Genomic DNA, 13,804 nt, shown 5'->3' with positions numbered 1-13,804 from the left:
CGGGAAGCCAGACCGCCCGGACGCACTGTGACAGTGCATTTGCTGCGAGGCGGGTGTGCAGAAAAGTGATGACGGGTTGTACAGTTTTAGTGCAGTGAAAGGGCATGACATCGGCTGAAGGCCTGTCTGGCCTGCATCGCGGCTTAACCGGCCTGAAAACGATGTAACCGCTATCAGCGGGATTTCTTATCATGAAGCGCCGTGATGAATAAACAGCAGGTGCTGCCCTCTCCCTGTCGCTGAAGAGGGCAACGGTTGCCGGTCAGCGTTTTTTGCGGTTGCGATGCATATCGATAGAGACGGCTGCCACGATAATGATCCCTTTAATAATGTCCTGAATGTAGGCATCGACACCCACGAAGGTGAATCCGCTTTTAATCAGGCCGAGGATCACCGCACCAATCAATGTACCCGTGATACGCCCGACGCCGCCCATCAGACTGCTGCCACCGATAACGGCTGCGGCAATAGCATCCAGCTCGTAGGACATCCCCATGCTTGACTGACCGCTGCTGACGCGCGCCGCCAGAACCACACCAGCCAGACCCGACAGGGCACCCGCAATGGTGTAGACAATGATCAGATACTTATTAACGTTGATCCCGGAGACTTTCGCCGAGGTCATGTTGCCGCCGATGGCATACACATATTTGCCGTAGCGGGTATGTTTCAGAGCGATATGGAACAGCAGCGCGACCGCCAGGAAAATCACGACCGGCATGGCGCCCTGGCCTATGGCGGTAAAGCCGTCAGAGAGGAAGCTGATCGGATTGCCCTGAGTGTAGTACTGCGCCAGGCCGCGGGCCGACACCATCATACCCAGCGTGGCGATAAAGGGCGGAATACCGGTGCGGGTAATCAGCACCCCGTTGACCAGCCCTGCCAGCAGCCCGACCCCGATACCGGCAGCAACCGGGATGACCGCGGGCATATTGACCAGTGACGGGAACATCGGTGAGAGACTGTCGGAGGTCTGCGCCAGACTTGCAGCCACCACCGCCGCCAGGGCGATCACGGAACCGGAGGAGAGATCGATGCCGGTCGTAATGATGACCTGGGTCACGCCGACGGCAATAATCCCGATAATCGCCACCTGCAGCACAATCAGGATCAGGCGATTGGTGTTGAGCAGGAAAGACTGGTCACGCACATACCAGCCGAACATTTCAAAAATCAGTGCAATCCCCACCATCACCACAAAAATGCCGGTATCTTTCGGCAGCTTATGACGCAGACTGGCAAAAAAAGAGGGTTGCTGCGGGGCTGCCGGGGTGGCAGTAACTTTCATATTGCTCATAGTGGTTTCGCGCCTCATTCGGATGCCAACGACAGAATGGTTTCCTGATCGGCTTCTTCTTTATCGAGGATGCCGGTTATACGCCCGCCGTGCATGACCATCACCCGGTCGCTCATGCCAAGGATTTCCGGCAGTTCAGAGGAGACCATGATGATCGCCACGCCACGGTTGGCGAGTTCACTGATTAAGCGGTAAATCTCCGCTTTTGCGCCGACGTCAATGCCACGGGTCGGCTCGTCCAGAATCAGAATCTTCGGCTGAGCCAGCAGCCAGCGGGCAATCAGGACTTTCTGCTGATTTCCGCCGCTGAGGTTATTGATGATCTGATCCATGGTCGGGGTTTTGATATTGAGACGGCGGATTTGGTCCATGCAGTCCTGCGCCATCTTCACATGGCTGACAAAGCCGCTTTTACCGCTGTACTCCGGCATATTGACGATGCTCATGTTCTCCATCACCGAAAGCACCAGAAAGAGTCCGGATTTCTTACGGTCTTCGGTCAGGAACGCCATGCCCTTTTCGATCGCGGTGGACGGCGAGTCGATCGTCACCGGTACGCCATCAATTAAGATCTCGCCGCTGTCAAAGCTCTCCATGCCAAACAGACTCTCCATCACCTCGCTGCGACCGGCGCCCACCAGCCCGGCGACGCCGAGGATCTCCCCGCGCCGCACGCTGAAGCTGACATCGGTGAAACGATCTTTGCAGGTGAGGTTTCGCACCGTCAGCACCTCTTCGCCAATGGCGCTGTTAAATTTCGGAAACAGCTGGGTCAGTTCACGCCCGACCATCTGGGTGATCAGCGACTGGCGGGTATACTTCTCCGTTTGGTCGCTGGCGATCCAGCTGCCATCGCGGAAAATGCTGACCTCATCGGTGATGGTGAAGATTTCATCCATCTTGTGACTGATGTAGATGATCGCTTTGCCCTGCTCGCGCAGGTCGCGAATGATGGTGAAGAGATGCGCCACTTCGGTTTCCGTGAGCGCGGAGGTGGGCTCGTCCATAATGACGACGTCCGAGTCCCAGGAGACCGCTCTGGCAATCTCGACCATCTGCTGTGAGGCGATGCTCAGTTCGCCCACCATCCGATCGGCTTTCAGGCGGATATTCAGGCGGTTGAGCAGCTCCTGTGTCACCTGATTGAGCCGGGCGTGATCGACAAAACCAAATTTCATCGGCTCGCGGCCCAGCCAGATATTCTCAGCGACGGTCATGTAGGGCACCAGGTTAAGCTCCTGGTGAATCATCGAAATGCCGGAACGCAACGCGTCCATGGTGTCGTGAAACTGCACCGGCTCCCCTTTAATTTTGATGGTGCCCTTATCGGGACGATAGATCCCGATAAGGCACTTCATTAAAGTGGATTTGCCCGCGCCATTTTCGCCCATCAAGGCATGTACCGTTCCCGGACGCACCCGCAACGAGACGTTGTCGAGGGCTTTGACGCCGGGGAAGAACTTGCTGATGCCTTCGGCTTCAAGCGCAAACGCGTTCATACATCACCTCCGTCAGGCTGAGTCGGGAACGATTATTTCAGGTTACGCTGGGTAAACTGTTCCATGTTCTCTTTGGTAATCAGCTGGTAAGGAATATTGATAATTTTCTGGACCTGTTCGCCTTTCACCAGTTTGATCGCCGTCTGCACCGAGCCTTCGCCCTGCCCCTTCGCATCCTGGAAGACGGTGGCGACCATCTTGCCCTGCTTCAGCATCTGCAGTGCATCCGGTGTACCATCGACGCCAGCAATCAGGATTTTGTTCGGGTTTTTACCCAGTGCCTGCAGCGCACCGATCGCCATTTCATCGTTGTTCGACGCGATAGCATTGATTTCATCACCGGCCGTCATCCAGTTACTGACCACATCCACCGCGTCGTTACGGGTAAATTTGGCGGTCTGCTTCTGAACAATTTTGATGCCAGGATATTTAGCGGCCACCTCTTCCACACCTTTGGTACGGTCGCGGGTCGATTCATTCGCCAGGTCACCCATCAGAATGGCGACGTTGCCTTTACCGTTCATTGCTTTAGCCAGCGCTTCCATCTGTAACCGCCCGGCCAGTTCTGAATCGGAACCCACATAGGCCATTTTGCCGGTGAGTTCAGCTCCTGGACGGCGGTTAACAAAGATCAGCGGGATGCCCGCTTTTGACGCCTGATCCATAATCGGTTTTACCGCATTGGTGTCGACCGGGTTGACGATCAGGGCATCGACACCCTGACCGATAAAGTTCTGCACCTGCTGCAGCTGCTGTGAAACGTCGCCTTTTGCATCCTCAACCTGCCCTTTAACGCCATCTTTCTGCATCTCTTTCTGCATGGCCGTGCGCAGAATGGTGAGGAAGTTGTCATCAAACAGCGCCATTGAGACGCCGACCGAAATATCTTTTGCCATAACCGCGGCAGGTAACATGCAGGCTAACAGTGAGGCGACAATCGTTTTTTTGATGTTCATAGGGACCCTTCTTATTTGTTAACTTGCTCAGGGGCTGTGACCGCGAATGAAAAATATCTTTTACATTCACCCAGCCTGTCTGGCGTCTGTTTCGGGAATTTTGAGGTTAGACTTCGGCTTCTGGCTATTTTTGTGATCGACCACTCCTTTTCACAATCACTTGATCTGCAAACAGTTACTTCCGACCTGCCGTTTCAGTTTCCGGAGAAAGTGGCGACCGTAACGCTAAGCAGTTTATTTATTCCATAAAATCTCGTTTTGAAATTTTTATCATAAAAGCACTGAAACGGCTGTTTTGACATCGGCAAACAACAAAACTTTGACATGCCTCTAACATCTGCAGAGAAATGCCCGCAAAGTGAGATCCTGTTGGCAGTTTGAAAAGCCAGCAGATTCGGGAAAAATTCACCAATCCGCTGCTTTTACGAGCATCCGAACGCATTTCGTTAAACAGGGCTTTGACAAGCGGGATCGGCGCCGCTAATATTCGCCCCGTTCAAGCGATTCCTCTGTAGTTCAGTCGGTAGAACGGCGGACTGTTAATCCGTATGTCACTGGTTCGAGTCCAGTCAGAGGAGCCAGAATTAGAAAAGTCCGCTCAGGGAAACCTGAGCGGGCTTTTTGCTTTCTCTCTCCGGGCAATACGGGAGGTCCTCCAGGGCGGGAGGATTACACCTCAAACCCGTAGTGTGAGCCGTCCGGCAGTTCCACAACCAGGCGCAGTTTACCGCCTGCCGCATCAACATAGCGTTTCAGGGTTGAGAGCTTCAGGTCACGGCCTGGTTTCTCCATTCCGGCAACGGTAGGTTGTCTGATGCCCAGCGCTTCCGCCATTTCAACCTGCGTTTTCTGCACTTTTTCGCGCAGTTCAGCAAGGTGTATGTTAAGAAGGATATCCGTTGCCTTCCCCTCAGCGTCAGCAACGACGTCCGGTTTTTCATCCGCAATAAGCTGTTCCAGCGTTCTGCCCATCACGTTACTCCCTATATTTAAAGGTGTTCAGCCAGTGTGTGAATTCCCGATCGGCAATCGGAAGCATCTCCCGATAAAAGCGTTTGTCGCTGCCGGCCTTATTTCCGGCACAGAGCACGACCGCAATACGATTCGGGTCAAAAGCAAAAAATGCCCTGATGGGATCGCCCCGGCTCTGAATACGCAGCTCCTTCATATTGATATAGGCTGAACCTCTGAGCGTATCTGCATAAGGTCTTGCCAGGCCCGGCCCTTTCTCCCGCAATACCATTAATGCAGCCAGCACACAGGCACGGTCGGTGTCATTAAGTAAGCTAAACCAGCGATCAAACCTGTCGGTCGTTTTAACCATCCACACAAGATATCCTTATCAATATAGTTCAGGGGCTATATAGGTGTAAAGCGATAATTGAGTGTGATGAAGAATCAGCCGGAATGCATGCGTCCCTGGCGCGAACAGCGAGAGGTATTCCGCCTTATCAATGAAGAACGCATAATAATTTCACTGTTTTGCGACCCACGCCGGATCAGATAAGGGTGCGGCTCAGGGGGATGGCTACACTAAATGAAAAAGCCCGATCGGGCTGACTGAGCGGGCTTATAAATCAGGAAGGTTTGAAACTGGATGGTAAGCGGTTGCAGAATATGCGCCTTCTTACTGACGCTATGCTCTCTCTTAGTCCGGCTTCTGCAAAATGAAGCCGGTAGGGTTCACTTCAGCGCTTTTTTCGCCAGAACAGAAAAGTTGCCAGCGCGGTCAGTACACCGATCAATGGCATCGTCGCCGCACCGGCAAGGAAGTTATGCTGATCGATATCCTGGTTTCTGCGCATATCTGCCAGCCGTGTCAGTGCCTGCTGCTCATCCGGGGCGCGGACCTCCTCAAACTGTTTTTTATACCCCTGCTCCGTCAGCGCGACGGCACGGGTGACGTCTGATCGATTCACTGCAACCGTGTGTCTGCCCCTGGTGTAAAAGTTATAGTCTGACATTCATGTAAGCTCGCGTGCGTAAAGGTGAGTTTAAAAAATATCGTATATGAGCAAATACGGGTAAGGCTTTTAGACAGAGAGGCGGCAGAAACAACAGGCCGCCTGCGGTGATGAATCCTCTTCCTTAGAGCCCCGCCAGTCCCAGATTCTCCCGCAGTGTGGCAAACTCATACTCCTCGCGAAACAGCCCGCGACGACGCAGTTCAGGGATAACCAGCGCCACAAACAGATCCAGCTGCTCTGGCATGATGGCGGGCATGATATTGAAACCGTCTGCGCCGCCCTGCTCCAGCCACAGCTGAAAATCGTCGGCGATATCTTCAGCCGTACCGACAATCACGCGGTGCCCGCGCGAACCGGCAGCAATGGCGGCCAGCTCACGCAGCGTCAGGTTCTCGCGTTTCGCCATATCGGTCATGAGTTTGACGCGGCTCTGATTCCCCTCGCCCAGCGGCACCTCCGGCACTGGCCCGTCCAGCGGATAGTGACTGAGATCCATGCTGAACCGCAGTGAGAGCTGACGCAGCCCATTCTCAATATCCACCAGCGCATTCAGCTCTTTCCACAGCGCTCTGGCTTCCTCGCGCGTGCGGCCAATAATGGGCATTACGCCAGGCATAATAACCACCTGATCTGCGTGACGACCGGCAGCCACCACCTGCGCCTTCTGTGACCGATAAAAGGATTGCGCCTCTTCCAGGGTAGCTGAGGCGGTAAAAATCACTTCTGCGGTCTCTGCCGCCAGCTTCTGACCATCCGCAGAAGAACCCGCTTCAATAATGACCGGACGTCCCTGCGGCGAACGGGTAATGTTTAACGGGCCCTGCACCTGAAAATGCTCACCCTGGTGATTAATTGACCTGATTTTCTCATCGACAAAATAGCTTCCGGTCGTTTTGTCAGGCTGAACGGCGTCCGCTTCCCACCCTTCCCAGAGTTTGTAAGCCACCTCAAGAAATTCCCGCGCCCGGGCGTAGCGCGAAGCATGATCGGGCATATCGCTGCGGCTGAAGTTACGGGCAACGTCAGTGGAGAACGAGGTCACCACGTTCCACGCGGCACGCCCCCGGCTGATGTGATCCAGCGATGAGAAGCTGCGTGCCAGCGTAAAGGGATCGCTGAAAGTGGTGGATGCGGTCGCCGCCAGACCAATACGTTTCGTGTTAACCGCCAGCGCTGCCAGCATCGTCAGCGGTTCAAGACGGGCCATCGTCGACGGCAGACGATACATGCTGGTCGCCAGCGCATCACCCACAAAGAAGAGATCGAACTTACCCGCTTCGGCTTTTTGAGCAAGCGTGATCAGCCAGTCAATGTCGGTGGGATCGCCGAGCTGTTCTGTCAGCCGCCAGCCGCTGACGTGCTGACCCACCGGCTGAACAAACAGACCGAGCCGCAGGCGACGCACAGACGCTACATCATTCATAAACGGTTCCTGGTTTTTAGGGTGAAAAGGCGCGCCGCAGCACGCACTTAAAAAAGGGTATCGGTTGCCCGGAGCGCCTGTTCCAGCGCACAAGCAGAAACGTTAAACGGCAGGCGCTCTGCAGAAGCAACGGGAAACGTTACCTGTTGGGCAAGTGTGCGCAGAGCAGTCTGACGATCGCCTGCTAAGGCTGGCAGACGCAAGGGCATATCGTAGTGGCGTAGCAGAGCCAGCAGCTCCGCATCCGCTTCGCCTTCATTTTCCATCAGTGACTGCACCAGCAGGCTGAAACCCACCTTTTCGCCATGCAGCCAGTGATGCAGCTCAGGCTGGTGCGTCAGGCGGTTATGGATGGCATGTGCGAAACCCGGCGTCGGCAGGTCATCGCGCACGCTGTTCGACAGCCCGGCGAGCACAATAGTGGCATCAATGACCTTCACCAGCTCCGGTGCCACCCGCTGCTGCTGGCAATGCGCAAGCGCGGCATCGCCCTGCTGCAGAAAAATGTCCAGAGCCTGCCGCGCACTCATCATCTTCAGATCCAGCGCAAGGTCATTCGGGTTATGCTGCTGGTAGGGGCGAAACTCATAATATTTTGCCAGTGCATCGACAATCCCCGCCTTCAGGTAGCGTGTATCGCTACGGGCAATTACCTCACTGTCCACCAGTACCCGCTCGGGCATTTTCCCCAGGGGCTGGCTGCGCAGATGCCCGCCCGCTTCGTTATAAAGGATCGCTACCGGTGACCAGGCGGCGCAGGTTGCTGCCTGGGTCGCAAAATTAAACAGCGTTAGCGTTGGTAGCTGGCTGGCCGCGGCTTTCGCTGCATCCAGTACCCGCCCCCCCCCAATCGCGAGTAAAAGTTCTGCTCCCTGCTGTTCGATAGCTTGCTTTACGCTGGCGATGGCCTGTTCAGTACATTCGCCGGGTAAATAGTTCAGCTGGAAGCGAATTCCTTCCGCTTCCAGACTCTGACTTAATTCCGGATTAACGGCCTGCCAGGCATGGGGTGAAGTCAGAATATGAATCTGCGTGGCGAAAGGTTTAATTAACTGACCGACGCGGTTGCGCAGGCCCGCCTCATGCAAATAAGCACGCGGAGAAATAATGGCTAACACAGCGGCATCCTGAGTCAAAGATATAAGAATAAACGTATTATTTACAGCGAGTTAATCAGAAAATTTTATTCATATTTTCTTTTTTAAATAGTACGGTAAATAACAATTTAATCAATCAAAAACCGGTGAATTCATATTCACAAATCTGCATGAGATTAGTTATTTTTCACATATAGAGACCCGGCATTTTACTGTTACTCTCTCATTCTGGCTGAATTAATTAGCCGTCCACTGGGCGGTTTTCCGGTAAAGATTATGCAACTCAATTTTCGTCAGGTCAGAGAGGATGAAGTGGACGTGTATCTGGCGCTGATGCATGCCGCGTACGCGCCCGTAAAAGCTATGGGTATTAACTTTGATGCCGCCACTGCCGACCGCAGCATGGCACAGCAGCATCTCCGGTCTCACGGCGTCTATGCGCTCTATGCCAGCCAGGAGATGGTTGCTTCTGTCACCGTTCGCTATCCCTGGGGGCCGCTGCCGGGTCCCTTTGGGCTGCCGCATATCGGCTGGTTTGGCGCCCACCCCGACCATTCCGGTCACCACTATGGCCGCCAGATTCAGGACTGGCTTGAGCGGGAGATTCTGACAGGTCAGCTGCGCGCGCCTGCGGTCTCCCTCGGTACCGCCGTCCAGCATCCCTGGCTGAAAGAGATGTACCTGAAGCGAGGCTTTCAGCCGATCCATACCCGCGATCTTGGCAAAGGCCACCTCACCCTCTATATGAAAAAAATTCTGGACCCGGCGGCACATGATATCTGGCTTCGCCGCCAGACAGCCGCATAAGGAAAGCCGTTATGAGTCGTGATATCTCTGCAACCCTGGGCGAACAGCTGATCGCTCTTCGCCATGAACTGCACCGTTTTCCGGAGTTGTCGAATCAGGAGTTTGAAACCACAGCCCGTCTGCGTAAACAACTTGAGCAACATCAGATACGTATTGTTAACCTGCCGCTGAAAACCGGGCTGGTCGCAGAGATTGGTCAATCGCCAGGACCGTTAATCGTGCTGCGGGCCGATATCGATGCGCTGCCGATCGAAGAGCAATCAGGCGTCAGCTATCAATCCGAACGTCCCGGCGTAATGCACGCCTGCGGTCACGATTTTCACAGCGCGGCGGCGCTGGGCGCGGCGATCCTGTTAAAACAGCAGGAATCCGCGCTGCCGGGCCGGGTACGGATTCTTTTTCAGCCTGCAGAGGAGACTGGTCAGGGCGCACCTGAAGTGATTGCCAGCGGCGCACTGCACAATGCCGTCGCAATTTTTGGTCTTCACAACGATCCCTCACTGCCGGCGGGCGCAGTCGGCACCCGACCCGGACCGCTGACCGCTGCGGTGGATCGTTTTGACATCGCCATTACCGGGACGGGCAGCCATGCCGCTAAACCCGACCAGGGTAACGATCCGATTGTTATCGCTGCACAGATCATCTCAGCCGCGCAGACCCTGATCAGCCGCAATGCCCCCTCTGCCGATAACGCTGTGGTCTCCATTACCCAGATACACAGCGGCAGTACCTGGAATGTCATTCCGGAGAGTGCCTGGCTGGAGGGCACGGTGCGTACATTCTCACAACAGACGCGTGAGCAGCTTGAGCAGCGCTTCAGGCGTATTGTAGCGGGTATCGCTTCGGCCTTTGATGCTCAGGTCCGCTTTAACTGGCATGCCGGGCCACCCTCAGTGGTGAATGATGCCCACTGGGCGGCATTTGCATTACGGCAGGCGGAGGAAAGCGGACTCAGCGCACGCGTGGTGGAAGCCAGTCCGATCGGCGAAGACTTTGCCTTTTATCAGCAGCAACTGCCGGGCGCCTTCATCATGGTGGGCACCGGTGAACCTTATGCACTGCATCATCCCGCTTTTCGCGTCAATGATGCGGTATTGCTGCCGACAGCACATTATCTCGCCGACCTGGCAGTGGCAGCACTGATCTCCCCGGAGCGATCACAATGAATCTGAGTGCGGCACTGGCGGACCAACTGCTTGACAGCCAGCCTGATGCGACTGCGCGCAGGCACGCACGTGAAGGCGTGCAGGATTTTCTGGCGGTAAGCTGGCCGGTATTACAGGGTGACGTGCCGGATAGCGGCCTGCCAGCCCTGCGCGCCCTGTATCATGACGGAAGCGTGCGCTCGCAGGCGCTGCTGCTGGGCTATGCCGGGCATGCGCTGGACTACGATGATTTTCATGTCGATTTTCGCGGTCATCCCAGCGTAGTGATCCTGCCAGCCCTTTTCGCCTGGCAGCACGACCAGCCGACAAGCCTGAACGCGTTTCTGGATGCTTATGTCAGCGGCGTGGAGATGGCGGGCCGTCTCGGACTGGCTGTCAGCCAGCAGCACTATGCGCTGGGCTACCACAATACAGCGACACTGGGCACCGTGGCCGCGGCAGCGGCACTGGCTCGTTTGCTGGCGCTGGATAGCGTTGCCACCATGACTCTGCTGGGCATTGCCACGACGCAGGCGAGTGGCTTGCGTGCGCAGTTTGGCTCCGCGGTTAAACCGCTGCACGCTGGCTTCGCGGCAGAGCGCGCAGTGGTAGCGGCTCAGCTGACGCTGGCCGGCATCGATGGCCGTAAAGAGGGAGTGCTGGAGGCCTTTCTGACCGCCACCAGTGCCGGTCAGGCACAACCGGAGAAACTGCTGGAGAACTGGGGTATGCCCTGGCGGATTAGCTCGCCCGGCCTGGAATTTAAACCTTTTCCGACCTGCGCGGGAACGCACAGCGCGGCAGAGGCCGCACGGATACTGCGTCAGCAGTGGCTGGAAGCCGGAAACCCGCTCGATAGCCTGCTGAATCAGATTGAAGCGATCACCGTTGCCTTTCCCCCGGGAGGTGATATCGCCGCGTCGATTCAGCATCCCCTTAACGGCCTTGAAGCGCGGTTCAGCCTGGAATATGTGATTGCCGCTATGCTGATCTATGGCGATCTGCGTCTGTCAGATTTTGCCGAAGGCGCGCTCAATCATCAGATTATGCCACTGGCCGCCCGGGTTCGCCGCGCCCCGGATAACAATGCGCCGCCCGATGCGATCAATCCTGCTCTGCGCTTTCATGACGTCACACTAACACTCAGGGATGGCACCCGGCTTCATCAGCGCCGCACGCGCCAGCAGTCACTGGCGGAGGGCGTCGATGTTAACCGTAAACTGCAACGGGCATTAAAAAGGCGCTCGCCTGACCTGCTGGCCGCCAGTGAACTGCGTTCAACGGCAGATCTGCAGCAACTGGCTCAGGCACTGACTCGCTGAACCGACCCATGTGGTGGGATGAAAGCCTGCACCGGTGTCACCTCTCCGGCATATTTACGCACCTGAACCACCGTAATCTGCCCGCTGCACCCCTGCGTGAGTGATGATGTCCCGACATCCAGGGTGAGGACATTAGGATTACCATGACGACAAAGCGGACGGGCCGCCGTGGGATCGATCGGATCGTACCAGGCGCCGGTTGGCAGCTGAACTACGCCGGTCAGGAGGCCATCCGTGAGGCGTGCGCTGGCCAGCACATGGCCCCGTTCGTTGTAGAGTTCAATGATGTCATCCTCCGCGATGCCCAGCGCGGCGGCATCCTGGCGATTCAGGCTGCAGACCTCCCGCCCGCCCCGTTTGGCCCCCTGACTGTAATCGCCAAAGTCGAGCTGGCTGTGCAGGCGTGTCGCAGGCTGATTGGCTATCAGCCAGAAGGGATAGTCGGTACTGGGTTTTTGCTGCGGTTCGCGCCACACCGGATGGCCAGGGCAGTTTTCATAACCAAAGCTGGCAATCTTCGCCGAAAAAATCTCAATCTTACCGCTGGGTGTTGGCAACGGCGCGCCGTCGGGATTGGCGCGAAACGCATTGATCATTCGTCCCCCGTCTTTGAGCTGAGGTAACGTCAGCATGCCCTGCTGCCAGAACTCACTGAATTCAGGGGTCTGCACCGGGTGAGCAGCCAGTTTCTCCCGGAGCTGTTGATAAAGATGCTGCAGCCAGCCACGCGCATCCCGTCCTTCGCTGAACGCCTCTTCCCTGCCGAGTTGCCGGGCCAGCTCACGAAAAATTGTGTAATCATCGCGCGCTTCACCATAAGGCTCAGCAACCGGATGCATGGCGATTAAATGGCGATCGGTGGGGGCGCCGCCAATATCCTCGCGCTCCAGCGTCATGGTAGCGGGCAGAACGATATCCGCGTGACGCGCACTGGCGGTCCAGGCACTTTCATGCACGATCAGCGTATCCAGCTGGCAAAATGCCTGACGCAGCCGGGCCAGATCCTGATGATGATGAAAAGGATTGCCACCCGCCCAATAAGCCAGACGGATATGTGGATAGGTCAGCCGCTGGCCATTGTAATCAAACGATGCGCCGGGATTGAGCAGCATATCGGCGATACGGGCCACCGGAATAAAGAGGTCGATGCCATTTTTTCCCTGTGGCAGGGCCGGGAAACTGACCAGGTTATGGTGTTTGCCATAGTGACCCAACGCCCCCAGTGCATAGGTAAAGCCACCACCAGGCAGCCCAGGCTGCCCCAGCGCCGCTGCCAGCACCAGACCCAGCCAGACCGGCTGTTCGCCATGCTCGGCGCGTTGCAAGGCATGGGCCACCGTCACCAGAACGCGCTTACCTGCTAGCTGTCGCGCGAACTGCGCTATCCGGTCACTGCTGATGCCACAGATGCTGGCTGCCCACTGCGCGTCACGCACCACGCCATCCTCTCTGCCGCAGAGGTAAGCCACCATCTGCGGCCAGCCGACACAGTAGCGAGCCAGGAAAGCCTCATCGGTTAATCCCCCGGCGATCAGCACCGACAGCACACCGAGCATAAATGCGGCATCCGTGCCAGGCCGTAGTGCCAGCCACTCGCCCTGCGCCTCCTCAGGCAGATCGCTTTGCAATGGGCTGACTGAGATAAACCGTGTGCCGCGCCGGGCCGCCTGCTGCATAAACCCACGCTCGGTATGTTCACTCAGACCGCCGCTGGCCACCTGCGCATTTTTCAGCGCCAGCCCGCCAAATGCCACCACCACCTCGCTGTGATGCGCAATTTCCTCCCAGCTTACGCCACGTCGCGCGATTTCATTCATGTCGCCGACAATGTGGGGTAACAGTACCGAGGCCGCTCCGGAACTGTAGCTATTCACCGAGCGCACATAGCCGCCCAGTGTTGTGTTCAGAAAACGATGCACCTGACTTTGCGCATGATGAAAGCGCCCTGCACTTGACCAGCCGTAGGAGCCGCCAAAAATCCCTGCAGGCCCATACGCATTTCCGACCCGTTTAAGTTCCTGTGCTACACGTTGCGTCGCCTCTTCCCAGCTGACCGTCACATACTCGTCTGCCCCACGGCGCCGATCCGGGCCGGGTCCGTTTTCCAGCCAGCCGCGTCGAATCATCGGCCGGGCCACCCGTGCCGGGTGGTTCAGCGCACGATGAAAGTTTTGCAACAGAGGACTCGGATCGGGATCGCTCCGGAACGGCTCAATCAGCAGATGCTCGCCACTGCGCTTTGCCTGAAAAGCCCCCCAGTGGGCGCTGTGCATAACCGATTTCTGCGTCAT

Annotated in this window: 12 protein-coding genes and 1 tRNA gene; 4 read left to right on the top strand and 9 right to left on the bottom strand. The window is 56.5% G+C overall.

The annotated features are described in order from the left end of the window. Positions 1-262 precede the first annotated feature (262 nt). Genes OXR04_RS01495 through OXR04_RS01485 form a run of 3 tightly spaced genes read right to left on the bottom strand, consistent with a single transcriptional unit; the run spans position 263 to position 3,752 of the window. Entirely contained in the window at positions 263-1,288 is a 1,026-nt protein-coding gene (locus OXR04_RS01495) for an ABC transporter permease (protein ID WP_181161923.1), read from the bottom strand. Positions 1,289-1,311: 23 nt separating this feature from the next. After that, a complete protein-coding gene (locus OXR04_RS01490) occupies positions 1,312-2,796 on the bottom strand; it encodes a sugar ABC transporter ATP-binding protein (protein ID WP_046102148.1) in 1,485 nt (494 codons plus the stop codon). A 32-nt stretch (positions 2,797-2,828) separates the two neighbouring features. Next, complete coding sequence (locus OXR04_RS01485; RefSeq protein ID WP_009089392.1) at positions 2,829-3,752, bottom strand: sugar ABC transporter substrate-binding protein; 924 nt, start codon at positions 3,750-3,752, stop codon at positions 2,829-2,831. A 505-nt stretch (positions 3,753-4,257) separates the two neighbouring features. Between OXR04_RS01485 and OXR04_RS01480 the strand changes: the two genes are divergently transcribed. Beyond that, a tRNA-Asn gene (locus OXR04_RS01480) sits at positions 4,258-4,333 on the top strand. 88 nt (positions 4,334-4,421) lie between these two features. Here OXR04_RS01480 and OXR04_RS01475 read toward each other — a convergent pair. From OXR04_RS01475 to OXR04_RS01455, 5 genes are all read right to left on the bottom strand, one after another. Beyond that, a complete protein-coding gene (locus OXR04_RS01475; RefSeq protein ID WP_009089390.1) occupies positions 4,422-4,724 on the bottom strand; it encodes a helix-turn-helix domain-containing protein in 303 nt (100 codons plus the stop codon). A gap of 4 nt (positions 4,725-4,728) precedes the next feature. Next, a complete protein-coding gene (locus tag OXR04_RS01470; protein WP_267371436.1) occupies positions 4,729-5,082 on the bottom strand; it encodes a type II toxin-antitoxin system RelE/ParE family toxin in 354 nt (117 codons plus the stop codon). A gap of 358 nt (positions 5,083-5,440) precedes the next feature. Continuing rightward, positions 5,441-5,716 (bottom strand): hypothetical protein, encoded by a 276-nt coding sequence (locus OXR04_RS01465; RefSeq protein WP_009089388.1) that lies wholly within the window; start codon positions 5,714-5,716, stop codon positions 5,441-5,443. A gap of 124 nt (positions 5,717-5,840) precedes the next feature. After that, positions 5,841-7,142: an LLM class flavin-dependent oxidoreductase gene (locus tag OXR04_RS01460; RefSeq protein WP_267371439.1), complete on the bottom strand. Its 1,302-nt coding sequence runs from the start codon at positions 7,140-7,142 to the stop codon at positions 5,841-5,843. 47 nt (positions 7,143-7,189) lie between these two features. Next, positions 7,190-8,260: an iron-containing alcohol dehydrogenase family protein gene (locus OXR04_RS01455; RefSeq protein ID WP_046102153.1), complete on the bottom strand. Its 1,071-nt coding sequence runs from the start codon at positions 8,258-8,260 to the stop codon at positions 7,190-7,192. 255 nt (positions 8,261-8,515) lie between these two features. Here OXR04_RS01455 and OXR04_RS01450 point away from each other — a divergent pair, with 255 nt between their 5' ends. Genes OXR04_RS01450 through OXR04_RS01440 form a run of 3 tightly spaced genes read left to right on the top strand, consistent with a single transcriptional unit; the run spans position 8,516 to position 11,513 of the window. Next, positions 8,516-9,046, top strand: coding sequence for an N-acetyltransferase (locus OXR04_RS01450; RefSeq protein ID WP_009089386.1), 531 nt, complete (start codon positions 8,516-8,518; stop codon positions 9,044-9,046). Positions 9,047-9,057: 11 nt separating this feature from the next. Beyond that, positions 9,058-10,212, top strand: a complete 1,155-nt coding sequence (locus OXR04_RS01445; protein WP_009089385.1) for an amidohydrolase — start codon at positions 9,058-9,060, stop codon at positions 10,210-10,212. Then, positions 10,209-11,513, top strand: coding sequence for an MmgE/PrpD family protein (locus tag OXR04_RS01440; RefSeq protein ID WP_267371440.1), 1,305 nt, complete (start codon positions 10,209-10,211; stop codon positions 11,511-11,513). The genes OXR04_RS01445 and OXR04_RS01440 overlap by 4 nt, the downstream gene beginning before the upstream one ends. On the opposite strand, the gene OXR04_RS01435 is transcribed toward OXR04_RS01440, so the two are convergent. Next, positions 11,495-13,804, bottom strand: a complete 2,310-nt coding sequence (locus tag OXR04_RS01435; protein ID WP_267371442.1) for a molybdopterin-dependent oxidoreductase — start codon at positions 13,802-13,804, stop codon at positions 11,495-11,497. The two genes, OXR04_RS01440 and OXR04_RS01435, sit on opposite strands and share 19 nt — an antisense overlap.

This window comes from Pantoea sp. GM_Pan_3 (assembly GCF_026541045.1).
GTDB classification, from domain to species: domain Bacteria; phylum Pseudomonadota; class Gammaproteobacteria; order Enterobacterales; family Enterobacteriaceae; genus Pantoea; species Pantoea anthophila.
This window is presented reverse-complemented; position numbering and strand designations above follow the sequence as displayed.

Excerpts from the sequence above, each read along its gene's own strand:
- OXR04_RS01445 (WP_009089385.1), top strand. The coding sequence starts at position 9,058 with ATGAGTCGTGATATCTCTGCAACCCTGGGCGAACAGCTGATCGCTCTT.
- OXR04_RS01485 (WP_009089392.1), bottom strand. The coding sequence starts at position 3,752 with ATGAACATCAAAAAAACGATTGTCGCCTCACTGTTAGCCTGCATGTTA.
- OXR04_RS01495 (WP_181161923.1), bottom strand. The coding sequence starts at position 1,288 with ATGAAAGTTACTGCCACCCCGGCAGCCCCGCAGCAACCCTCTTTTTTT.
- OXR04_RS01465 (WP_009089388.1), bottom strand. The coding sequence starts at position 5,716 with ATGTCAGACTATAACTTTTACACCAGGGGCAGACACACGGTTGCAGTG.
- OXR04_RS01490 (WP_046102148.1), bottom strand. The coding sequence starts at position 2,796 with ATGAACGCGTTTGCGCTTGAAGCCGAAGGCATCAGCAAGTTCTTCCCC.
- OXR04_RS01450 (WP_009089386.1), top strand. The coding sequence starts at position 8,516 with ATGCAACTCAATTTTCGTCAGGTCAGAGAGGATGAAGTGGACGTGTAT.
- OXR04_RS01475 (WP_009089390.1), bottom strand. The coding sequence starts at position 4,724 with ATGGGCAGAACGCTGGAACAGCTTATTGCGGATGAAAAACCGGACGTC.
- OXR04_RS01440 (WP_267371440.1), top strand. The coding sequence starts at position 10,209 with ATGAATCTGAGTGCGGCACTGGCGGACCAACTGCTTGACAGCCAGCCT.
- OXR04_RS01460 (WP_267371439.1), bottom strand. The coding sequence starts at position 7,142 with ATGAATGATGTAGCGTCTGTGCGTCGCCTGCGGCTCGGTCTGTTTGTT.
- OXR04_RS01435 (WP_267371442.1), bottom strand. The coding sequence starts at position 13,804 with ATGACGCAGAAATCGGTTATGCACAGCGCCCACTGGGGGGCTTTTCAG.